Origin of the sequence: Providencia rustigianii DSM 4541 (assembly GCF_000156395.1) — a bacterium.
GTDB lineage: Bacteria > Pseudomonadota > Gammaproteobacteria > Enterobacterales > Enterobacteriaceae > Providencia > Providencia rustigianii.
Genome location: NZ_GG703818.1, coordinates 156032 through 178984 on the forward strand (window position 1 = coordinate 156032; position 22953 = coordinate 178984).

Here is a 22953-nt window from a genome sequence, read left to right on the forward strand (position 1 = left end):
ATAATGAAAAAATTAATATTCTCTTTATTACTTGCGAATAGCTTATTAATTAATTTACCTGCATTCTCAGCAAGTACAGTAACACTAAATTTTAAAGGAAACATTAAAGCCGCAACCTGTAATATCTCGGGTGGGAATAATATTGATATTGATTTAAAAAGAATGCCCGTTGACTTATTTAGTCAACCTCAAAGTGGCTCAGATTGGAAGCAATTTAACATTGATATGAATAACTGTTCTTCTTATATTAATCAAATAGTACTGACCTTTAGCGGAACGGCTGACACCAATAATATCAATAGCCTATATAAAAATATGGGCACTGCTAAAAATATTGCAGTTCAACTTGAAAGTGGCAATGGAATAACCCCATTAGGTAATCAAAAAGTATTACAGGTACCTTTATCTGGACAAAATAGTCTCAGTATTCCTTTAAGAACCCGAGCATTTAGTGCATTAGGTAATGCGAGTGCAGGTACTGTATCCGCCAATATTACAGCCACAATTACTTATTTATAAGGATGAGAATAATGAAAAAATTAGCACTCTCATTATTGCTTCTAGCGTCCCCTTTAACTGTCATGGCGCAAGCTGCCAATATCCACGTTCACGGTTATGTTACCGCACGACCCTGTGAGTTAGAGAAAGCCAATTATGTGGTTGACCTAAAAAAAGTGAATGTCTGGAATATTCGTGATACTCAAGCATCCCCATGGGTAGATTTTACGATTAAGTTAAAAAATTGCCCAGTGGATACCAAAGAGGCGATTATGGTCATTGATGGAACACCCGACCTTGTTGCAACAAATTATTTTATCAATAACGGTACTGCTAAAAATGTCGCTTTAAATTTAGCCCAGGGATTAAATAAAGCAACAGTAAAAAATGGCGATCAGATTTCCACTCCCGTTAACGAACAAACTCGCACCGTTGAAATTCCTCTTTCAGCTAGAATGGCTGGTTACGGTTCAGGAATGACGGGAGGCTCATTTAAAAGCCATCTTGATTTCACATTTATTTATCACTAAATATTCAACAAAAATCTTATTTCAATAATCCATATTAGATTAATTAGTTAAAGTTTATTCAGTTAATGAAAAGATCTCACAAAAAAATTGATTTTATATTAAATAGCCACCATGTAACCCGAGTAAATTTAAATTATGTGATTAAAATCAAGATATAAAATGCAATACCTGATAAATATATTATTGAAGTGACATTATTACTTTATCCTTGTTGATTATATTTAACAATCGAGTAGTAATGAATCATGGAGGTTAGATAATGAGCAATTACTACCCAGTATCTGCAATTATAGGTAATAAAATAAAATTACTGCGTAAAGAAAAAGGGTTATCCCTTATTGCTGTAGCTAAAGGCGTAGGGATTAGTGAGCAACAACAATTACGCTATGAACGTGGGAATAATCGAATATCGATAGATAGACTAAAACAATATGCCAACTATTTTAATATTAGCCTTAATCAATTTTTTTCATTCAATGAAAATGAAAAAGAAAAAATTAAATATGAAGTTAATAAAACATTAATATAGTTTGATTATCATTGAATAAACTTTGGTTATAAATATGCAGAAAAACATTTCAAGAATTGTTGGCGCTCGTATTCGAACATTGAGAAAGGATCGCCGCATGAGCATTCAGCAACTGAGTAAAAAACTGGGTATTAGTCAGCAACATCAGTCACGCCATGAACTCGGTGATATGCGTATCCATGTGGATACGATTTATTCTATTTCTGAAATATTAGAGCTTGATATTAATGAACTTATCAGCGATTTTACATCATCTAATTCCAATATCATTACAAATGATAAACGAGATAGAGAAAAAATACTTCAAGCTGAAATTTTATTATCACCAGAACAAAATTTTTCATTATATAAGTAAATTTTACATTTCACTGGAAGTTAATTAACTTCCAGAATGAAATGAATCGATTAATTTGGAATAAAAATGAATCCTTTTTTTATAAAACTAACGTCTATATTTATCTTTATTTATTCTGAATCAGCAATCTCTGCTTGTATCCAAAATCCGAGACTCAATAATCTCATAGTTAATGTTCCCTCGAGAACATACACAATTCAATATGATGATGCCTCAACAAAAGAACTGGGTCGACTTGTGGTTAAATTTGCTAATGGCAATATAAATACCTATTCAGGAACAAATGGTCAATGTGGCCGTGCACGCTTATATGCAAGTTATGTTAATGGTTGGGTGCCTAATGGAAATAAAGTTTCAGCAACCAATATACCGGGTATCAGTGTTGAAATTGTTGCAACAGCGATAGGAAGTATTAATGTCTACAGTCGCTATCCTATTCAAGGACGATTACCTTGGACAATTGTCGCCCCCCAATGGACCATGATTATCAGAAAAACAGGAGCAGTGACTCAATCCGGTAGCTTAAAAGCAGGTCATGTCGCTAAATTAATCCAAGATAATCCCAACCATATTAACTGGAATTTATCTTCATTAAATATCCCAGCAAATGCCATACGTATTAATGTTGCTAAATGCACAGTAAAATCTAGCAGCTACACTGTTAATTTAGGCACTTGGTATGATACCCAATTTAAGGGGATTGGCTCCGTCAGTAGCAATGTCAGCATTCCTGTTACCCTAAACTGCGCAGCCGGTACCAATATCAAAACGACGGTTACTAGCAGTGCTGGCTATGTCGATACTGCAACCGGAAAAATTAAACTTGCGGGAACGGGTTCCGCGACAGGGATTGCGATACAGTTACTGGATAGAAATAACTCACCGATCAGACTCAATACTAAAAATACCTTACAGAATGGGGTTGCTAGTGGCGACTATAATTTTAACTGGAAAGCTCGCTATATAAAAACCGCTGAAAAAGTGACTCCCGGTACGGCTAACGCCACCGCAACTGTCAATATTCGTTATGAATAATCTCCCCTAACTTCCTGCCATTATCATTATGACGTTAATAATGGCAGCCGCTTTTCCCACTCCTCATCTCAACTTTACTCTAATGAACTATTTAATTTAGACTATACTAAATAGACTTAATAAATATATTATTATTTTAAGATGATACATATTTGATGACCACTCCCTACCTCAAAAATCGATTTTAAAAATTTAACTCTAAATAATCACCATATCCGAGAGATATTGTTTAAAAAAAACATCATAAATTTAACTTCAGGTTTATATTGTTATTTTAATATATTAATTATTAAATAAACAAACAAGCCAGAGTTAATCAACAAAATAAAACCGAAAAATAACCTATAGTGTGTTGATTTGAAATTTAATAAAAATAAATATAAATAATTAATATTTAAATTCAAAATTAGCAAAACTTGTTTATTTATTAAAATAGTCACAAAATATCCATCAGTTGAGTAAGCGTTTATTTTATTCGCTCTCAATTTTTGAAAAATACTTTATGGAGAGAAATGAATGAAAAAAAACTTACTCGCATCTTTAATTGCTGCAACCTCAATTTTCGCAATTAATAATGCACTAGCTGCCGATGGTACAATTGATTTTACGGGTGAAATTACTGATCAAGCCTGTGAATTGGCTGCTGGCTCAGATGCATTAAAAGTGAATTTAGGTAAAGTTTCTAAAAAAGCATTACCAAGTGCAGGAAGCACAGCTGCCGCAACTAAATTTACTATAAAATTAATTAACTGCCCAACAACAGTAACCGCAGCCTCAGTTAAATTTGATGCCGAATCTTATTTAGGTGATGACAGTGTTATTAAACTGAAGCAAGAAACTGGCGTAGCTACAGGTGTTGGAATTCAAATTACTGATGATGTAAATACTATTATTCCATTATTTACAGCTTCTAAGACATACCCGTTAAAAAATGGTGTTGAAAATAGCTTAGATTTCAGAGCACGTTATATTGCAAAATCAGATACGGTTACAACCGGTCCAGCAAATGGCACTGCAACATTTACAATTAATTATAACTAATTAAATTATGAGGTTTAAAAGGAATTAAACCTCATTTCTTTTACTTAATGGTGTTCGAATGAAATATATTATTAGTTTTTTCATCTCTTTATTTTTAATAACAAACATTGCTAATGCCGGCGTTATTATTGGTGGGACACGAGTAATTTATCATGAAGGAAATAAAGATGTTAGCATCAGCGTTGAAAACCCTGATAAAATCCCATATCTAATTCAGTCATGGATTGACAACATTGATGAAAAAAAACAATCAGATTTCACTATCACACCACCATTATTTCGGCTCAATGCTGATAAAACGAATGCACTACGTATTTTCTTAACTGAAAATAAATTACCCAATGATAAAGAGTCATTATTTTGGTTAAATGTAAAAACGATTCCTGCGACAGAACGTACAGAGAATTCATTACAGATTGCATTTAAAACACAGATGAAATTAATTTATCGTCCAAAATCATTAAAAAATGTCGATTTTGTTGAAGAACAAAAACAGCTGATTTGGTCAAAATCTGGCAATAAAATTACTGTGAAAAATCCAACGCCTTATTTTATGAATTTTCAAAGCATTACCTTTAATGGAAAAAAAGCTAATGACGTATCTTATGCTGCGCCTTTTTCTTCCACATCTTTTGAAATAAATGACAGCACCAACAATGGTACTGTCACTTGGGAAGTTATTAATGACTACGGTGCCGCATCTGAGCCGTCAGAAATAAAAATATAGTATTATAGATTTGTAGGTTCCCATAATGAAAATAAATAAAATATGCTTTAGTCTATTTTTATCTTTAGGCTATATCACATCCTTACATGCTGAAGATCGTATCCAAGCAGGAAATAACATCTATTTTGATCCGGATTTTTTAGAATTACCCAATAAGGATGTAGTTGATTTATCACAATTTGAAAATAACGAACAATTAGCAGGCCAATATTATGTTGATATTTATGTAAATACTAACTTAATTGGAGCAAAAAACATCAAATTTGATAAAAATAACAATAGCCAATTACTACCTTGTTTATCCTTAATGGATTTAAAAGAATTTGGTGTAAAAACTGAAGAATACCCAGAATTACAAGGTTCAGGTCAAAGCTGTGTAAATTTATTCGCAATTCCAGATGTAAAAAGTACATTTGAATTCGATGCACAAAGACTCTATTTAAGTATTCCTCAAATTGCTTTATCACGAAATCCACGTGGTTTTGTTGATCTTGCAGATATTGATAATGGTATTACAGCATTATTACTGAATTACAGTTATAACGGATCAAAAAATTATGACCGTAAAAAGAATGGATCAGATACTACATCTCATTATGTTAACTTAAGACCCGGTTTAAATATTGGAGCATGGCGTTTACGTAATTATACAACATGGTCAAACAATGATAACCAGTCCGGTAAATGGGACACTATTTATACCTATGCCTCTCGAGGTATTAATAAAATCAAAAGTCAGCTAATGCTGGGCGATAGCGTTTCGCCATCGCAAGTATTTGACAGCGTACCATTTCGCGGTGCACAACTAGCAACCGATGATGATATGTATCCAGAAAGCCTGCGTGGCTATGCACCCGTAGTTCGAGGAATAGCTCGCAGCAATGCCCAAATTACTATTCGTCAAAATGGCTACACCATTTACCAGACAGAAGTCGCAGCAGGACCGTTTGAAATTACGGATTTATATCCAACAGGAGGAAGTGGTGACCTGCATGTCACTATCAAGGAATCCAATGGAAGCGAACAATATCAAATAGTACCGTTTGCCTCTTTGCCTGTATTACAGCGTGAAGGCTATATGTCTTATAGCGCAACAGCAGGACAATATCGCTCTTATGATAGCCATGTAGATAAGACCCACTTTGGTCAATTAACATTAATCTATGGTTTACCTTACGGCATTACTGCTTACGGAGGTAGCCAACTCAGTGAACATTATCAGTCATATTCGATTGGTACAGGGCAAAATCTAGGGCGCTTCGGTGCACTTTCTGTCGACATCACTCACGCAGACTCAACACTGAGTAATGGTCAAAAAGAAAGTGGTCAATCTTATCGTTTCCGCTATAACAAAAATCTTAATGATATCGGTACCAATATTGCCTTAGCGGGTTACCGCTATTCGACTAAAGGTTTCTATAGTTTAGCTGAAGTATTTGATAGCTTTAGAGATACCAGCTACGCCCCAGAAATCGAGCGTCGTCGTAACCGAGGTGAAATTACACTAAGTCAAAACTTAGGGGATACCTACGGCTCAATATCAGCAGGCTATATCAATGAAGACTACTGGAATAGTAACCGTAAAACTCAATCAGCAACCTTGGGCTATAACAATAGTTGGCAGGGTATTAGTTATAGTCTCAACTACACCTATAACATGAATACCAATAGTTATTCGCATGCGTCAGGCAGTCAAAATAAAACTGAGAATGATCATCAATTCGCATTTTCAATCAGTGTGCCATTTACGGTATTTGATGATGCGTTTTACTACAACTTCAACAGCAATAGTAGCAGTAATAGCTCAAGTACGGGCAGCATGGGCGTATCCGCATCTCAATTAAATAACCGTTTAAACTGGAGTATGCAGCAAGGATTTACCAATAAAGACTCGGGTACATCCGGTAATATGAATGCTTCCTACAAAGGGCAATATGGTGAAATCTCGGGAGGGAGTGGCTACAGCAAAGAGAGCTACAATCTGTATTACGGAGCTAATGGTAGTCTAGTTGTACACTCCGGCGGCATCGTGCTCGGCCAACAACTTGGTGAAACTGCGGCAATCATTGAAGTTCCTAATGCAGGGGATGTCCCTATACTAAACCAAGCTGGGGTCGTCACCAATAACCAAGGATATGCTTTAGTTCCCTATCTCAGTGCCTATCGTAAAAACACGATTGATATTGATACTTCAGCATTACCTGAAAATACCGAAATGGAACTCACTAGCCAAAGCGTCTCTCCAAGTCGTGGCGCCATAGCCAAAGCCAGTTTTTCAGCCAATGTGGGCTATCGAACCATTATGGTAATTCGCTTTGCTGACGGTAAACCCGTTCCATTTGGCTCACAAGCTATATTTGCCGATAACAATCAGCTTAATGGGATGGTTGGCAATGACGGTGAATTATATTTATCCGGCCTAGCTGAAAATGGCCATTTTATTATTCAATATAATGATAAGCAGCAGTGTCAGGTTAATTATAACTTAGCAGGTGCATCAAATTATTTGGGTTTATATAAAACTACTGCAACTTGTCAATAGTAGGTATATCATAATGAATAAAATAATATATAAATTAACTTTATTATTCTTGTGCCTGTTTTTTTATTCTTACTCATCCTATGCTGAGTGCATTAAAGGTACTTACACTGCCCATCACAACATACCAGACAGAACTATTTATGTACAATATGATAATTTACTTGCAAATGACTATGTATTGGCAAGGCATTATATTGAAGCATTTACTGATGACTATTATTTTTCAATGGAGTATGAAAGTGATTGTGGCGGATACTTAAATCTTTTCTATGTAAATAACTGGGTGGCTAATTCAAGTAAAATTGTACCGACTAATATTCCTGGGGTTGGAGTACGGATTAAATTTAATAACCCTAGCGTACCTGATTATATCCCTACAAAATCAATTACAGCATCAGGATCTTGGAAATTACCAGGTCCTGTCGGTTGGAACATTGAGATATTAAAAACAGGAACAATTGCTAGTTCCGGTACGATAAGAAGTGGACAAATTGTAAATTTAACACAATACAATACTAAAACAGGCACCAGTTTTTTAGGAGCAACGCTTAGCTTTGCAAATAATTATAGAATTTCTGTAGTTAATTGTTCATTAAAAAATAATCAGTCGATTTACAATATTAACATGAAGGATTGGTATGATACTCAATTTCCTAATATTGGTTCCACGAGCACTCCAGTAAACATCCCAATTACTTTAACATGTGCAGCGGGAACAAATATTAAAGCAACCGTAACAAGTACTAGTTATGTTGATACTGCCACAGGAAAACTAGGATTAACAGGAACAAATAGTGCGACAGGTATAGCTATACAATTATTAGATAAAAATAATAACCCGATCAAGCTAAATACTAAAAATAGCTTGCAAAATAATGTGCCTTCTGGTGACTATATTTTTAATTGGAAAGCTCAATATATAAAAACAGCTAATAGTATCACCCCTGGCTCAGCTAATGCCACTGCAACTGTCAATATTCGATATGAATAAAGGTAATTAAAATGAAATCGATTAAATTTATTTTTATTATTAGCTTATTTATCAGCTATCAAGCTATTGCAGCTAGCACGATAAATTTAAACTTCACAGGGAATATTAAAGCAGCAACCTGTAATATTTCCGGTGGGAGCAATATTAATATTGACCTAAATAAATTACCTGCTGGATTATTTAATGCAGCAAAATCAGGTTCTAGTTGGACTGCATTCAACATTAGTCTAAACAACTGTTCAACCTACATAAATCAGGTGAGATTGACATTTACTGGTACTGCTGATGCAGCAGATATCAATAGTCTTTATAAGAACCAAGGGACTGCAACAAATATCGCCATTCAATTACAAAATAGTAGTGGGACAACCCCTCTTGGTAATAATAAAGTTTTACTAGTTCCGTTAAATAATCAAACTACAATTAATATTCCTTTACGAACTCGGGCATTTAGCTCTGTCGGAAATGTAGTTCCTGGCTCTATATCTGCTAATATTACTGCAACTATTACCTATTTATAAATAAGGATGGATAACATGAAAAGACTAGCGCTTGCACTACCACTCCTTACATACTCTTTATTTACTATGGGTGAAGCTGTTAAAATAAATATATTTGGTTCAGTGACTGCTATGCCCTGTGAGGTTGATAATAAAAATTATCAAATAGATTTAAAGAAAGTTAACATATGGAATATTAAAAATACCCAAACATCATCCTGGGTTAACTTCTCCATTAAATTAAAAAATTGCCCTATAAATACTAAAGGAGCTATTATTACGCTAACCGGTACAATTGACCCAATAAATCCAGATCATTTTATAAATAATGGTACAGCGAAAAATGTAGCATTAAATTTAACGACAGGAACAAATAAATCGCTTGTGAAAAATGGTACAAAACTAACTGTTCCCATTAATAGTCAAACTCACAGCGCTGAAATTGCGTTTTCAGCGAGAATGGCCGGATACGGCAGCGGAATGACTACGGGTTCATTTAAAAGTCATCTTGAATTTACCTTATCTTATAATTAAAAAATTGTTTTAATTTCATTATAAGGAGTTAAGTATAATGAATAATTATTATCCAGTATCTAAAATGATTGGTAGTAAAATAACTTACTATCGAAAATCAAATGGAATAACTCTAAATCAATTAGCAAAAATGATTGGAGTGAGTCAACAGCAACAATCAAGATATGAACGAGGTCTTAATAGAATTAACTTAGATAGATTAAATCAATATGCAAATATATTTAAGATTAGTATATTTATATTTTTCGATTTTAATCGAATAGAGAAGGAGCATCTAAAAAACTTATCTAATGTTATAGAGAAAAAACCATGAAAAAATCTAATTTCAACATAATAGTTACATCGGCATTATTATATTCTACATGCGCATATTCAGCCTGTATTCAAAATCCTAACTTAAAAAACATTCATGTTAATGTACCTTCGCAGACACATACAGTTCAGTATGATGACAACTCTTCACGAGATTTAGGTGTATTTGTCATTAGGTTTGCCAATGATTATGTAAATACTTTCTCCGAAAAAAATGGGCTATGTGGGCAGGCAAGGCTACACGCAAGCTATATCAATGGCTGGACGCCTAATTTAAATAAAATTGCACCTACAAATATTCCTGGGGTCAACGTAGAAATTAGAGCATTAGGTATAGGAGCTTTAGATTTTTATGGGGAATATCCTGTAGCTAACCGTCTAACATGGTCAATTGAAGGTCCTAGATGGGTTTTTGTTTTGAAAAAAAGAGGCCGAGTGACACAATCAAACACACTTAGAAATGGTGCTATTGCTCGATTAATTCAAGAAAATCCCAATCATATAAATTGGAACATCAGTACATTAAATATTCCACTAAATGCAGTTCGAGTAAACGTCGCACAATGTAGTACAAAATCTAATAATTACACGGTAAATTTAGGTGATTGGTACGATACCCAGTTTAAAAATATTGGTGATGTAAGTGCTAGTGTTAATATACCAATCACCCTAAATTGTGCCGCTGGAACGAATATAAAAACGACCATTACTAGTAGTGCAGGCTATGTAGATACAGAGACAGGCAAGATTAAATTATCGGGTAATAATTCAGCTACGGGTATAGCAATACAGTTACTAAATGGTAATAATATTCCAATAAAATTGGAAACTAAAAATAACACAGTTAGTAAATTACCTGCTGGTGATTATAAATTAAACTGGAAAGCTCGTTATATTAAAATTTCAAATAAAATAACACCAGGAAAGGCAAATAGCACAGCAATCGTTAATATTACTTATGAATAGCGTTGGATAAAGTGTTCAATGAAAAATTAGAAGAATTTAATATAAAAATAAATCTTTATATTTTCAGATTTATATAATTATGAATATATAAAAACCATCATTAAAAGATTGTTATTGAATTCATATTAATTTAATAAAAAATGCTTTAATGATCTAAATCTATTCTTAATTAAAATCTCATCTGATAAAGTAATAAAAGTCATATCATTCTAAAAATTATTGATTAAAAAATACGCTAATATTTTCATTCATTTTTGTACATAAAACAGCAATTCACTTAATAAATGAGGTTATCTATGCCTAAATACTATCCTATATCAAAATTAGTTGGTGATAGAATTTTATATTATAGAAAAATACAAGGAGCTTCATTATTAGATGTTTCAATAGTGATTGGTATCAGTGAACAACAACAATCACGATATGAGAGAGGTATTAATAGAATTAGTTTAGATAGATTAGCACAATACGTGAGTTATTTTAGTGTTGATTTCAATGATCTATTATATATCAATCGCAACCAAATAATTCATTAGCTATAAAAATTAAATTTCATTAATTAAATTTACATGTATATTTATTTGGAGTTAATAACATGGGAAAACGAATATCCAAATCCGTAGGTCTAAAAATAAGAACACTAAGAGAAAGCCATGGAATGAGTGGAAAGAAACTCAGTGAACTTATGGGTATCAGCCAGCAGCATCAATCACGCTATGAAAATGGAGAAGTCAATATCCACGTAGATACTATTTACCTTCTCTCTCAAATATTCTCAGTAGAACCAATCTATTTCTTTTCGGAATTTGATAGACATAATAACCATAATGAAGAAAACGCTCTCCAAAAAAACTATTACACAGCAGAAGTAGTCGTATTCTAATCACAAGTAGAAATTTACTTCTTTAATCGGTGTCTAACTTTTTAGGCACCGATATGATTAGCGTTTTGATTCCTCAAGTAACCAGTTACGAAAAATATTCATCGCTGGCGTCATCGGCTTGGATTTCAAACGGCTTAGCCAATATCCCCCTAACGTGACAGAAATATCAAACGGTTGCACCACATCCCCCGCACTTAACTCACGCTCAAACATGCAGCTTGGGGCAATAGCTACGCTATCGGAAAATAAAGCGGCTTCAACCATTAAACGAGAAGAATCAAAAATCGGCCCTTTAACTCGCCATGGTTCAATTTTTGCTGCCAAAAACCACTTTTCCCATTCATCTTTGCGATAAGAACGCATTAACGGATAATTTTTCAAATCTGTAGGATGATTAAGTTGCTTGGCAATTTTTTCTGAACACAGCACCGTATGCGGTGCAGAAAATAACGGGGTATTGTCCACTAACGGCCATAGACCTTCCCCAAAGCGAATAGCAAAATCAACCCCTTCCCCTGCTAAATTCACCACGTTATTATGGGTCATGATCCGTAAATCAATATACGGATAGAGTTCAGAAAAACGAGACAAACGCGGCAATAGCCAACCAACAGCAAAGGTTCCTACTACAGAAATATTCAACACTTCATGATAATGGCCATCGTCAAATTGTTGTAATAGCGCTTCGATTTGATCAAAAGAGCGGCTTAAAACAGGCAATAAAGCCGAACCCTCATCGGTGAGAGCCAATCCCCTTGGTAAGCGAATAAATAATTCCAGACCTAACTGCTCTTCCAGTAAACGAACTTGCTGGCTCACCGCCGCTTGGGTCACATTCAATTCCATCCCTGCACGCGTAAAACTCAGATGGCGAGCAGAGGCTTCAAATGCTCTCAATGCATTCAGCGGTAATCGGTGACGGGAATTGTCAGCCATAAGATTTTCTTTTGCCTCATCGAATTTTATCTCGTTTTTAATTATTGAATTAAAACCGCATACTCCACCATCAGAGTCACACTTCCTACGGTTATAGCGCAAATTTTATCGCCCTCTAATCATAACTAAAACTTGCATTTAAATGGATATCGATATGAAAAATATTTTTCATCATGGGCAGACAGCTATCGCCCTTAGTTTGGCATTTGCTTCATTTTCAAGTGCTGCATTCACTCAACATGATGTGGATAGCATTATTAAGCCCCTGATGAAACAGCAGCAAATTCCGGGTATGTCTGTGGCTATTTCCGTCGACGGAAAACATTTTATTTATCACTATGGGATTCAATCCAAACAGACAAAAGCCCCTGTAACGGATAATACGCTGTATGAAATTGGCTCGTTATCAAAGACATTTACAGCAACCTTAGCGGCCTATGCCCAAGGGCAAGGTAAACTCGATTTTTCTCAAGCGGTCAGCCACTATGTGCCAGAATTAAAAAATACAGTGTTTGATAAAGTGACAGTGATGAATTTAGCCACACATACCTCTGGCTTATCCATTTTTGTTCCCGATGCCGTGACCAATAGTGCCGAGCTAATCAGCTATTACCAACAATGGTCTCCAGAAAAGCCTATCGGACAATATCGCTCTTACTCCAATTTAGGTGTGGGATTATTGGGAATTATTACGGCGAAACAGTTGAATACCACATTCCCTGACGCCATGGAAAATACGATGTTACCGGCATTAGGACTGAAACATACCTATTTACAGGTTCCGCAAGATCAGCAGCAAAATTATGCACAAGGTTATAATAAGCAGCATCAACCTGTCCGAGTGACACCACAAATACTGGATAACGAGGCTTATGGTTTGAAATCCACAGCCAAAGATTTGATTCGTTTTTTAGATATTAATATGCAAGTGGTCGATGTGAAGAAACCTTGGCAGGAAGCGGTGGAAGATACCCATACTGGGGTGTATATGACGGATTCGTTTGTGCAAGATTTGATGTGGGAAAGCTATCCGTGGCCAGTTTCTTTGGCACAATTACAACAAGGTAATCGCGATGATATGGCGCTGAAACCTCAAAAAGTTGAAGCTATTCAACCGCCAATGCCACCGGAATCCCGCGCTCTGTATAACAAAACGGGTTCCACGAGCGGATTTGCCACTTACGCGGTATTTATCCCAGAGGAAAAAATTGGCATCGTGTTGCTCTCCAACCAATGGTATCCAATCCCTGAACGCATCAACGCAACCTACCAATTAATCGAAAAAGTGAAGAATTAGTCTCGAAGCATTTAAAGCACCAAGCGCGAAATATTCAAAATATAGAATGTTCTAAATAGTTCGTTCTGTCGCTAGGCGGCAAGAGAAGCTAAGCCCTAGGAGCATACATAAGTATGTGACTAGGGTTAGCGAACGTAGCCAACAACGCGACAGCACGAAATATGAAGAGTATTCAGATGACACGGGAGAATTGGCGCTGCCTCATCTGCCCCCGTAAATAAACATCAAAACACATACACACATTACGGATCAGCAAACGCCCTTGTGGCGTGACCGTGATACCCGTTTCACTGATTTCCACCAGCCCATCATCCGCCATTGGCTTCAGTAACTCTAAATCTTCTTTAAAGTAAGATTTAAAATCAATGGGATAAAGCGCTTCGATTTGAGCAAAGTTCAGTTGGAAGTTACAAATTAAGGTTTTGATAACATCTCGACGTAGGCAATCATCATCGGTTAATACCAACCCACGCCAGAGAGCATGCCCTTTTTCTTCCACTTGCGCATAATAGGTTTTTAAATCTTTTTGGTTTTGGGCATAGTTATCCCCCAGCATGCTGATCGCCGAAACCCCGAGACCTAATAGGTCGCAGTCCCCTTGGGTGGTATAACCTTGGAAATTACGGTGTAAAATTCCTTCACGCTGTGCCACTGCTAGCTCATCTTCAGGACGAGCAAAGTGATCCATACCAATAAATTGGTAGCCATCCGAGGTCAGTGTTGCAATGGTTTCTTGCAGTATATCCAGCTTTTGCTCTGCGGTTGGTAGGTCTTCATCTTTGATTTTACGCTGCGCCGCAAACAAATTAGGTAAGTGGGCGTAGTTAAAAACACTCAAACGGTCTGGCGCTAACTCGGCAACCTTTTTCAGAGTAAATGCAAAACTTTCTGGCGTTTGTTTTGGTAAACCGTAAATCAAATCGATACTGGTAGAGGTGAAACCAGTTTCTTTTGCGCGTTTGATTAACGCGAAAATAAACTCTTCGTCTTGCTCTCGGTTAACAAGAATCTGCACTTCTTTATTGAAATCTTGCACCCCCATACTCAAACGATTAAAGCCTTCACTACGTAGGTGATCAATCATATCGAGTTCAATTTCACGGGGATCGACTTCAATGGACATCTCCGCATTCGGTGCAAAATGGAAATGTTTTTTCAGTAAACCAACTAAGTGGCTCACTTGCGCTTTATCGAGGTAAGTTGGTGTACCACCGCCCCAGTGCATCTGAGTCACGGTACGGTTTTTAAGTAATGCTGCTCGCTGAATAATTTCTTTTTCAATGACTTGTAAATACTCATCCGCCTTATGTTTTTGGCGAGTCACCAGCTTATTGCAACCACAGAAATAACAAAGTTTATGGCAAAACGGAATATGCACATACAGAGATAACGGGCGCTCAGGATAGCGCTGAGTGGCTGCAATAAAGGCCTGCTCATCGTAGTCTTGATTAAACTCTAAGGCTGTTGGATAAGAGGTATAGCGTGGACCCGAATAGTTATATTTTTGGATTAACGCAAGATCCCAAACGATATTTTGCTCTGACATTCATATTCCTCAATTGACCACAAGCTCGAAAGCATCACTATTAATTATGTCTCTTTAGATTATTTTTTGGCGATTTATGTAAAGAGTCTATACCGAAAAGATTATAGCGATGTTAGGAAAAACAGATCTGATGCAACATCAAAGAAAAAGAAGATTAGCGGAGATAGTGATAATTTTCCTCCCGTAATTTACAGGAGGAAAATTGAGGTGGAGAGATTATTTACTTTTTAAGATGCGCATAATGTCATCAAACTTCTCTTCTTCCTCTTCGTCACCTTCTTCTTCCACATATTCAATACCGAGGAGTTTCATCAACTCATCAATGCGGTCTAAGCAAGTTTCGATATAGTTTTGCTCTTGCTCAGTGATGGTTTCACCCTCTTCGAGGCGTGCCAGTAAGCCATCTAAGCGGTCATCACTTTCTAGCATTTCCAGCTCTTTTTCTGGCGTCATTTTTTCTTTAACGACGACTTTTTCTTTCGCAACAGGGCGTGCAACTGGCTGGTTACCCTCCACAATTAATGGAATTGGCTTTTTGCTACCTAGGCGTGGGTCGGCCTGAGTATTTTGCCCATTTTTTTGACCATTTGAAGTGCCATCTTGGTTACGGCTACCAGACTTATGACCGCGATGTTTTTTCTCGCGCTTACGCTCACGACCTTCCGCGTTAATCTCTTCTTTTGTCTTACGGTATTTTTTCTTCAGATTGCTGGTTGGTTTTTTTGGTGAATTCATGGTTTGCTACCTTGATAAAATCAGTTTCTGCTGCGGAATCTAGCAGGATCTCTTAAGCGGTGAAAGCACTACTTTGCAATTTAGGTGAATTTTCTCTCACTTTGCATTCGCAGCAGTACCTTAATGATTATACCTTAAATAATTTGAGTTGCATGCAAGCAACAAAAAAGGGAGAGCCAGCTGAGGGGGTATTAATCTTCTAAATAGCTTTTACCTAAAGAAAATGATCACCTGACCAATATTCTAACTAATTCAAGTTGTGGCTAATCGTCAATCGAGGTTATCTCGGGGAGCATACATAAGTATGTGACCCGAGTAGCCGAGAGAAGACAACAACGCCACAGCTTGAAGTATGACGAATATTAGGCGTCAACGAGGATCATTTTTAACAAAAACATCGCCGCCACTAAAATTACACACAGGCTCAGATCACGCCAGCGCCCAGTACCAATTTTCATCGCACAATAAGCGATAAAGCCCAGCGCAATACCTTCAGTAATTGAGAAACTGAATGGCATCATGACCGCAGTGATAAAGGCAGGAACGGATTCGGTTAAATCATCCCATTTTACCCGCGTCAAGCTGGAGGTCATCAGCACCCCGACATAAATCAGCGCACCCGCCGTTGCATACGCAGGAACCATGCCTGCCAGCGGAGAGATAAACATGGTCAGTAGGAATAAAACACCGACAACAATTGCCGTTAAACCTGTACGACCACCGACGGAAACTCCAGAGGAGCTTTCGATATACGCCGTCACTGAAGAGGTTCCCATCGCAGAACCAGCCACAGAACTTAAGCTATCAACATATAAAGCTTGTTTCATGCGGGGGAAAGTACCGCGCTCGTTAGTAATACCCGCCTTATCGGTAACCCCAATCATGGTGCCAGAGGAGTCAAACAAGTTAACTAACATAAATGCGAAAATAACGCCGGATAACGCGAGGTCAAATGAAGCAACAAATTCAACTTGCCCCACCACACTGGTAATACTTGGCGGCATTGAGAATATACCGCTATATTTTACATCGCCTAAAGCCAGACCAATCAATGTTGTGACCGCGATAGACACTAACACTGCGGCATGAATATTACGTGCAGCTAAAATGGCAATGATGAAAAAGCCTAATGCACCCAGCCAAACGTTATGGTGAGTCAAATTACCAATTGAAACTAAAGTATCTGGGTTTGCTACGATAATACCGGAGTTTTTCAATCCCATCATGGCGATGAATAAACCGATACCACTGGTGATCCCCACCCGTAAACTAAGAGGGATATTCGCGATAATCCAGTAACGAATGCGAAATAGTGTCAAAATAAAGAGGCCGACCGCTCCCCAGAACACTGCTCCCATAGCCACTTGCCATGAATATCCCATGGCACCGACCACCACAAAAGCAAAGAAGGCGTTCAACCCCATCGCTGGAGCGACTGCGATTGGCAAATTTGCCAACAGACCCATAAAGATACTACCAATTGCCGCAATCAAGCAGGTGGTAACGAATACCGCTTTGATATCCATTCCCGCGACAGACAGAATTTGGGGGTTAACAAAGACGATATAGACCATCGTCAGAAAAGTGGTAAACCCTGCAACGATTTCTGTTCTAGCAGTAGTTCCGTGTTCTTGTAATTTAAACACGCGCTGAAACAGACCCTGTTGTTGCGAAGAGCCAGAAGATTGATTACTCATTTAAACATGCCTTAAAAAAAGTTTTTTTCGGCTAATGGTACAACTAAATGACGAAAAAGAAAACGATTGCGTCATTTTAATAGGCAATTTTGTCCTAACTAACTGATACTGTAGAGATGAAGATAATTGTCTGGAAATTCAATTGTTGAATTTAATGGCGGCGATTATACCGCCATTTTTCAATTCACTAAGACAGTGCGATCAGTTTTTGATGTCGCCAAAATAATAGCCCTCGTTTGGCTGACCGCTGATGAACTGCATTTTTATCACTGAGTTTTTTGGCTATTTGATTCGCTATAATTTCGACCGATAAGCACATAACAAAATAGATAAATGCAACAAAGAGAAAAACTTCTAGCGGATAAACCATTTCGCGGTTATTCACCTGGGTAGCTAAGAATGACAACTCTGCCACTCCAACAATATAAGCAAGGGAAGTATCTTTAATTAATGCCACCCATTGATTAATAAACGACGGCACCATCATTCTTAACGCTTGAGGCAGGACGATATACCCTAGCACTTGCCAGCGGTTAAAACCGAGAGACATTCCCGCATGCCACTGCCCTTTTCCTATAGCAAGAATGCCTGCTTTCACCGCATGCGCTAAGTAGGCAGACGTGATCAACGCTAATGCACAGACTACCGCTGTGATCCCTGGGATCTCCGTTCCGAGTACAACTGGCAATAAAAAATATGTCCAAAAAATCAGCATAATAACGGGGATCGCGCGGAAAAAACCTAAACCGCAGCGAACAAATTTACCCAAAAACCGCGCAACATGGCTAATGCAATACCACCTAATGTACCCAATACAACCGAAGCTGCACCCGCCACTAAGCTCATTATTAAGGTTAAAGCCGCCCCTTCTAGAGGCCCATCAGGATAAGCGCCAAACAGCAAATACTGCCAGTTATCTTCTATGACTGAAAAATCCATTTTATACCCCCTGAGCCAAATTACGTTGTTGTCGCCACTGTCCCCAACCTTCCATCAACGCAATGATTGCGATGTACAACACGGTAGCCAAACCAAAGGCGGCAAATGTTTGTAAGGATTGGCTGTCTACTTGGCGCGAAACATATGACAGTTCAGCAACGCCAATCGCCATCGTCAACGAGGAGTTTTTTACCACATTCATATACTGTCCGAGTAATGGTGGTAGGGCAATTTTGACCGCTTGCGGTAAAACCACCAGCTTCATCGCTTGCCATGACGTTAAGCCCAGCGCGAATGCCGCTTGTTTTTGTCCTTGGCGTACACCACGAATACCAGAACGTACTTCTTCAGCAATAAATGGCACGGTGTACAGTGTCAATCCAACAAACCCAGCTAAAAATTCAAATGATGGCCAGCTTAGCATCACCCCAAAAAAGTGGACTTCATGGGGTGTATTCAACCATTCCATCATCGATGCAGGTAAAATTTCCCCTGAGGCGAAATACCAAAAAAAGAGCTGCACCAATAATGGCGTGTTGCGGAAAATTGAAATATACGCGCTCACAAACCAGCGCAATGGGGCAATTTGGCTATCTCTTGCAGAGGCAACAATGAAACCTAATAGTGTGGCTGCAATAATCGTGCAGACGGAAATCCAGACTGTCAGCAAAAAGCCATAGCCAAACCACTCTAAATATTGTGGTGCTAAGAGATGCGCAGACCAGAAGTCACCGCTAAAAAATGTCTCAAACATAATTGTGCCTCTACATAACTAACAACCCCTGCGTGATTGGCAGGGGTGTTTGGAAAATCTCAACAACCAATAATGATTAAGATTGAGGTTGCTGCTGACTCAGTGGTGCAAATTTAAACTCTCCGCGAGGTTGAGCGGCTTTAGTTTCAGGTCCAAACCAACGGTTATAGATTTCGTTCGCTTTGCCCTGTTTTTCCAGTTTCAGCAATGTTTCATTCACGCTTTCAACTAAGCGAGTTTCCCCTTTGCTTGCTGCCAGTGCTTGATACTCTTTTGTCAGGCTAAAAGGCGATATTTCAAAATCAGCTTTGACTTTTTCCGGTAAGTTACCTAATAAACCCACCAGTTTGGCATCATCTTGAGTGATCGCTTGGACATTACCATTACGCAGTGCAGCAAAGGCCTGTGGAGTATCATCATATGAAATGACTTTGGTATTTGGGAAACGTTCACGCAGAGTCACTTCCTGCACAGTACCTTTATCCGCACCAATACGCAGAGGAGCAATATCTTCAGGGGTTTTCAGTACACCTTTACGGGCAATAAATTTTTGTCCTGTCGCAAAATCAGGAATGGAGAAATCCACCTGCTTTGCACGTTCGTCGGTGATCGTGAAGTTAGCGCCGATCAGGTCAACTTTACCAGAGGTTAGTAGTGGAATACGGTTGGCAGGGTTGGTTGGGCGTAGTTCTAATTTTACACCAAGGTCATCGGCGATCGCTTGGGCGATATCGATATCATAACCGGCTAGTTTTTTGGTTTTAGGATCAATAAATCCGAATGGGGGATTACTGTCAAAAACTGAAATGCGGATCACTCCCGCTTGTTTAATATCATCTAATTTGTCTGCGCTAGCGACATTCGCTGTCAGCGCCAGACCTGCAACTAAAAGTGCGGAAGTAAGAATACGAGCTTTCATTGAATACCCCTAACGGTAAATTTTTGTAAATCGACCATCACAAGCTATCAACTATTTCTTAGCACTTGAAATAATATTAAATAATATATTTATATCAATTTGGAATATATGGAGATATAAAAAAAGGGGTGAATATCCATCGGAGTGACCCCTAAAATGAAGCAAGATTAAGACTCTTATTGAGCCAAGAAGAAAGATGGTAAGCACGAGTAGTGGCTAAGCCAAATACCGCCAATCTAGCCACTACTCGACGAAATACATTTTTTATTTGTTGGTAAGCATCTTGTCTAAATTATCCCCATCCACATGGCGGAAATCCTGACCTTTAACATAGTAAAAAATAAATTCACAAATGTTTTGGCAGCGATCGCCGATGCGTTCAATGGAGCGCGCACAAAATAGTGCCGTCAATACGCTAGGTATGGTGCGCGGGTCTTCCATCATATAAGTCATTAACTGACGAACAATTCCCTCGTACTCTTGGTCCACCTTTTCATCTTCACGATAAATTCGGATAGCTTCTTCCAAATCCATACGCGCAAATGCATCTAAAACATCGTGAAGCATTTGGACTGTATGGCGACCTAATGATTCTAGGCTAACTAATAATGGCTGATGCTGATGGGAAAATTTTTCCAGTGCGGTTTGGCAAATTTTATCGGCCACGTCACCGATTCTTTCCAACTCAGCGATGGTTTTAGATATTGCCATAATCAAGCGTAAGTCACTCGCCGTTGGTTGGCGTTTTGCAATGATTTTGACGCATTCTTCATCGATTGCCACTTCCATCATGTTGACTTTGTGGTCATTGGCAATCACTTCTCGCGCTAGGGCCTCATCCTGATTATGCATCGCAGTGATCGCCTTGGTGAGCTGTTCTTCTACCAGCCCTCCCATAGTCATCAACTCAGTATGGATATGTTCCAGTTCAGCGTTGAACTGCCCTGATATATGTTTGTTGTGATTCAGCGTATCCATCGTCGGCTCCATATCAACCGTAGCGGCCAGTAATATAATCTTCAGTTTGTTTCATTTCTGGGGTGGTAAACATTTTGTCGGTATTATTAAACTCAACCAACTCACCCAAGTACATAAATGCCGTGTAATCAGAGCAACGTGCGGCTTGTTGCATGTTGTGGGTCACAATCACCACGGTATACTCTGATTTTAATTCAGTGATCAGCTCTTCGATACGCCCAGTTGAAATTGGGTCCAAAGCGGAGCATGGCTCATCGAGTAATAAAACTTCTGGACGAATTGCGATACCACGAGCAATGCACAGACGTTGCTGCTGTCCGCCAGAAAGGCTGTAACCGCTTTGGTGTAGCTTGTCTTTGGTTTCATTCCATAATGCGGCTTTTGTCAGCGCCCACTGCACTCGCTCGTCCATTTCCACACGAGATAATTTTTCAAACAGACGTACACCAAACGCGATATTGTCATAAATAGACATTGGGAATGGCGTAGGCTTCTGGAACACCATTCCGACTTTAGCACGTAGCAATGCAATATCTTGCTTGTCCGTTAGGATGTTTTGGCCATCCAGTAAAATTTCACCTTCAGCGCGCTGCTCGCCATACAATTCGTACATTTTATTGAAAGTACGCAGCAAAGTTGATTTTCCGCAACCTGATGGACCGATAAACGCGGTGACTTTGTTTTTTTCAATATCCAAAGAGATATTCTTCAGGGCGTGAAACTTGCCATAGAAGAAGTTAAGGTCACGAACTTTAATTTTACTGTTTGTAATGTCGTTTGCATTAATCATGGTTACTTCTCTCTATAAATCTTTATTCGTCTGGGATTAGTGTTTTTTCTGTGCAAACACTACACGCGCAATAATGTTGATTAACAGGACACATAAGGTGATTAGAAGAACCCCTGCCCATGCCAGATCTTGCCATTCTGAGAATGGACTCATCGCAAATTTAAAAATCGTCACGGGTAAGTTAGCAATTGGCTCGCTCATGTCGGTGCTCCAGAATTGGTTCGACAGAGAAGTAAACAGCAGCGGTGCGGTTTCCCCCGCAATACGCGCGATTGCCAGCAAAATACCGGTGATAATCCCAGATACAGATGCTTTTAATGTAATCGATAAAATCATTTTCCACTTCGGTGTGCCCAGAGCATAAGCAGCTTCTCGTAGGCTATCCGGTACGAGCTTCAACATGTTTTCTGTCGTACGGATAACAATTGGAATTTGCAGTAATGCCAGCGCAATCACACCAGCCCAACCGGAGAAGTGCTGCATTTGAGCGACCACAATGGTGTAGACGAACAAACCCACCACAATCGAGGGCGCAGATAACAAAATATCGTTAATAAAACGGGTAACAGAAGCTAGCCATGATTTACGACCATATTCCGCTAAATAGATACCCGCTAAAATACCTAATGGTGTACCAATCACTGTTGCCCACAGGATTAATAAACCGCTTCCCATTATGGCGTTTGCCAGACCCCCACCTTCCGTATTGGGCGGCGGAGTCATTTCGGTAAACAGATTGAGGGACATACCATCAATCCCTTTGGTTACTGTTGAGTATAAGATCCAAACTAACCAGAACAGGCCAAATGCCATTGTGAGCATGGAGATAACCAGCGCCATTCTATTGATTTGGCGACGCCACGCTTGGCGGCGAGCACGTTCTTGCTGGTTAACGGCGATAGGTTCATATGTTGACATA

The 22953-nt window shown here is 38.4% G+C and carries 25 protein-coding genes and 1 pseudogene; 16 read left to right on the forward strand and 10 right to left on the reverse strand.

Translation table 11 applies throughout. The features are described from left to right. The first annotated feature begins 3 nt into the window (after positions 1-3). The 15 genes from PROVRUST_RS05790 (at position 4) to PROVRUST_RS05860 (ending at position 11443) form a co-directional block, all read left to right on the forward strand. Entirely contained in the window at positions 4-519 is a 516-nt protein-coding gene (locus tag PROVRUST_RS05790) for a fimbrial protein (RefSeq protein ID WP_006813797.1), read from the forward strand. A gap of 11 nt (positions 520-530) precedes the next feature. Further along, a complete protein-coding gene (locus PROVRUST_RS05795) occupies positions 531-1028 on the forward strand; it encodes a fimbrial protein (protein ID WP_112835953.1) in 498 nt (165 codons plus the stop codon). Between the two features lie 259 nt (positions 1029-1287). Continuing rightward, positions 1288-1557, forward strand: coding sequence for a helix-turn-helix domain-containing protein (locus PROVRUST_RS05800; protein ID WP_006813799.1), 270 nt, complete (start codon positions 1288-1290; stop codon positions 1555-1557). 34 nt (positions 1558-1591) lie between these two features. Beyond that, entirely contained in the window at positions 1592-1912 is a 321-nt protein-coding gene (locus PROVRUST_RS05805) for a helix-turn-helix domain-containing protein (RefSeq protein WP_006813800.1), read from the forward strand. A gap of 66 nt (positions 1913-1978) precedes the next feature. Continuing rightward, a complete protein-coding gene (locus PROVRUST_RS05810; protein WP_006813801.1) occupies positions 1979-2947 on the forward strand; it encodes a fimbrial protein in 969 nt (322 codons plus the stop codon). Positions 2948-3463: 516 nt separating this feature from the next. Beyond that, on the forward strand, positions 3464-3988 hold the full coding sequence (locus PROVRUST_RS05815; RefSeq protein ID WP_006813803.1) for a fimbrial protein: 525 nt from the start codon (positions 3464-3466) through the stop codon (positions 3986-3988). A gap of 58 nt (positions 3989-4046) precedes the next feature. After that, positions 4047-4715, forward strand: a complete 669-nt coding sequence (locus tag PROVRUST_RS05820) for a fimbrial biogenesis chaperone (RefSeq protein WP_006813804.1) — start codon at positions 4047-4049, stop codon at positions 4713-4715. A gap of 25 nt (positions 4716-4740) precedes the next feature. Next, complete coding sequence (locus tag PROVRUST_RS05825) at positions 4741-7257, forward strand: fimbria/pilus outer membrane usher protein (RefSeq protein ID WP_006813805.1); 2517 nt, start codon at positions 4741-4743, stop codon at positions 7255-7257. A 10-nt stretch (positions 7258-7267) separates the two neighbouring features. Then, positions 7268-8248: a fimbrial protein gene (locus tag PROVRUST_RS05830; protein ID WP_119246407.1), complete on the forward strand. Its 981-nt coding sequence runs from the start codon at positions 7268-7270 to the stop codon at positions 8246-8248. A gap of 11 nt (positions 8249-8259) precedes the next feature. Then, positions 8260-8769, forward strand: coding sequence for a fimbrial protein (locus PROVRUST_RS05835; RefSeq protein ID WP_006813807.1), 510 nt, complete (start codon positions 8260-8262; stop codon positions 8767-8769). Positions 8770-8775: 6 nt separating this feature from the next. After that, positions 8776-9282: a fimbrial protein gene (locus PROVRUST_RS05840; RefSeq protein WP_006813808.1), complete on the forward strand. Its 507-nt coding sequence runs from the start codon at positions 8776-8778 to the stop codon at positions 9280-9282. Between the two features lie 37 nt (positions 9283-9319). Further along, positions 9320-9595, forward strand: coding sequence for a helix-turn-helix domain-containing protein (locus PROVRUST_RS05845; RefSeq protein ID WP_006813809.1), 276 nt, complete (start codon positions 9320-9322; stop codon positions 9593-9595). Next, positions 9592-10560 (forward strand): fimbrial protein, encoded by a 969-nt coding sequence (locus PROVRUST_RS05850; protein WP_006813810.1) that lies wholly within the window; start codon positions 9592-9594, stop codon positions 10558-10560. Before PROVRUST_RS05845 ends, PROVRUST_RS05850 begins: the two co-directional genes overlap by 4 nt. Before the next feature lie 296 nt (positions 10561-10856). Beyond that, entirely contained in the window at positions 10857-11096 is a 240-nt protein-coding gene (locus PROVRUST_RS20320; protein ID WP_006813811.1) for a helix-turn-helix domain-containing protein, read from the forward strand. Positions 11097-11155: 59 nt separating this feature from the next. After that, positions 11156-11443, forward strand: coding sequence for a helix-turn-helix domain-containing protein (locus PROVRUST_RS05860; RefSeq protein WP_006813812.1), 288 nt, complete (start codon positions 11156-11158; stop codon positions 11441-11443). 57 nt (positions 11444-11500) lie between these two features. On the opposite strand, the gene PROVRUST_RS05865 is transcribed toward PROVRUST_RS05860, so the two are convergent. Next, complete coding sequence (locus PROVRUST_RS05865; RefSeq protein WP_039854591.1) at positions 11501-12379, reverse strand: LysR substrate-binding domain-containing protein; 879 nt, start codon at positions 12377-12379, stop codon at positions 11501-11503. 154 nt (positions 12380-12533) lie between these two features. On the opposite strand from PROVRUST_RS05865, the gene ampC reads away from it, so the two are divergent. Next, positions 12534-13676, forward strand: coding sequence for a class C beta-lactamase (gene ampC / locus PROVRUST_RS05870; RefSeq protein WP_039854594.1), 1143 nt, complete (start codon positions 12534-12536; stop codon positions 13674-13676). Positions 13677-13848: 172 nt separating this feature from the next. On the opposite strand, the gene hemN is transcribed toward ampC, so the two are convergent. The 9 genes and pseudogenes from hemN to pstA all read right to left on the reverse strand — a co-directional run bounded on the left by hemN (position 13849) and on the right by pstA (position 22952). After that, a complete protein-coding gene (gene hemN, locus PROVRUST_RS05875; RefSeq protein ID WP_006813815.1) occupies positions 13849-15222 on the reverse strand; it encodes an oxygen-independent coproporphyrinogen III oxidase in 1374 nt (457 codons plus the stop codon). Positions 15223-15438: 216 nt separating this feature from the next. Further along, positions 15439-15957, reverse strand: a complete 519-nt coding sequence (gene yihI / locus PROVRUST_RS05880; RefSeq protein WP_006813816.1) for a Der GTPase-activating protein YihI — start codon at positions 15955-15957, stop codon at positions 15439-15441. Between the two features lie 362 nt (positions 15958-16319). Continuing rightward, a complete protein-coding gene (locus PROVRUST_RS05885) occupies positions 16320-17654 on the reverse strand; it encodes an NCS2 family permease (RefSeq protein ID WP_006813817.1) in 1335 nt (444 codons plus the stop codon). A 187-nt stretch (positions 17655-17841) separates the two neighbouring features. Next, a pseudogene (locus PROVRUST_RS05890) lies at positions 17842-18593 on the reverse strand (amino acid ABC transporter permease). A 1-nt stretch (position 18594) separates the two neighbouring features. Beyond that, positions 18595-19347: an amino acid ABC transporter permease gene (locus PROVRUST_RS05895; RefSeq protein WP_006813820.1), complete on the reverse strand. Its 753-nt coding sequence runs from the start codon at positions 19345-19347 to the stop codon at positions 18595-18597. Positions 19348-19423: 76 nt separating this feature from the next. Beyond that, positions 19424-20266 carry an ABC transporter substrate-binding protein gene (locus PROVRUST_RS05900; protein WP_006813821.1) on the reverse strand — a complete coding sequence of 281 codons (843 nt, stop codon included), beginning with the start codon at positions 20264-20266 and terminating at the stop codon, positions 19424-19426. 264 nt (positions 20267-20530) lie between these two features. After that, on the reverse strand, positions 20531-21244 hold the full coding sequence (gene phoU, locus PROVRUST_RS05905; protein WP_039854596.1) for a phosphate signaling complex protein PhoU: 714 nt from the start codon (positions 21242-21244) through the stop codon (positions 20531-20533). Between the two features lie 13 nt (positions 21245-21257). Further along, on the reverse strand, positions 21258-22034 hold the full coding sequence (gene pstB / locus PROVRUST_RS05910) for a phosphate ABC transporter ATP-binding protein PstB (RefSeq protein ID WP_006813823.1): 777 nt from the start codon (positions 22032-22034) through the stop codon (positions 21258-21260). 36 nt (positions 22035-22070) lie between these two features. Further along, on the reverse strand, positions 22071-22952 hold the full coding sequence (gene pstA / locus PROVRUST_RS05915) for a phosphate ABC transporter permease PstA (protein ID WP_039854598.1): 882 nt from the start codon (positions 22950-22952) through the stop codon (positions 22071-22073). Position 22953 lies beyond the last annotated feature (1 nt).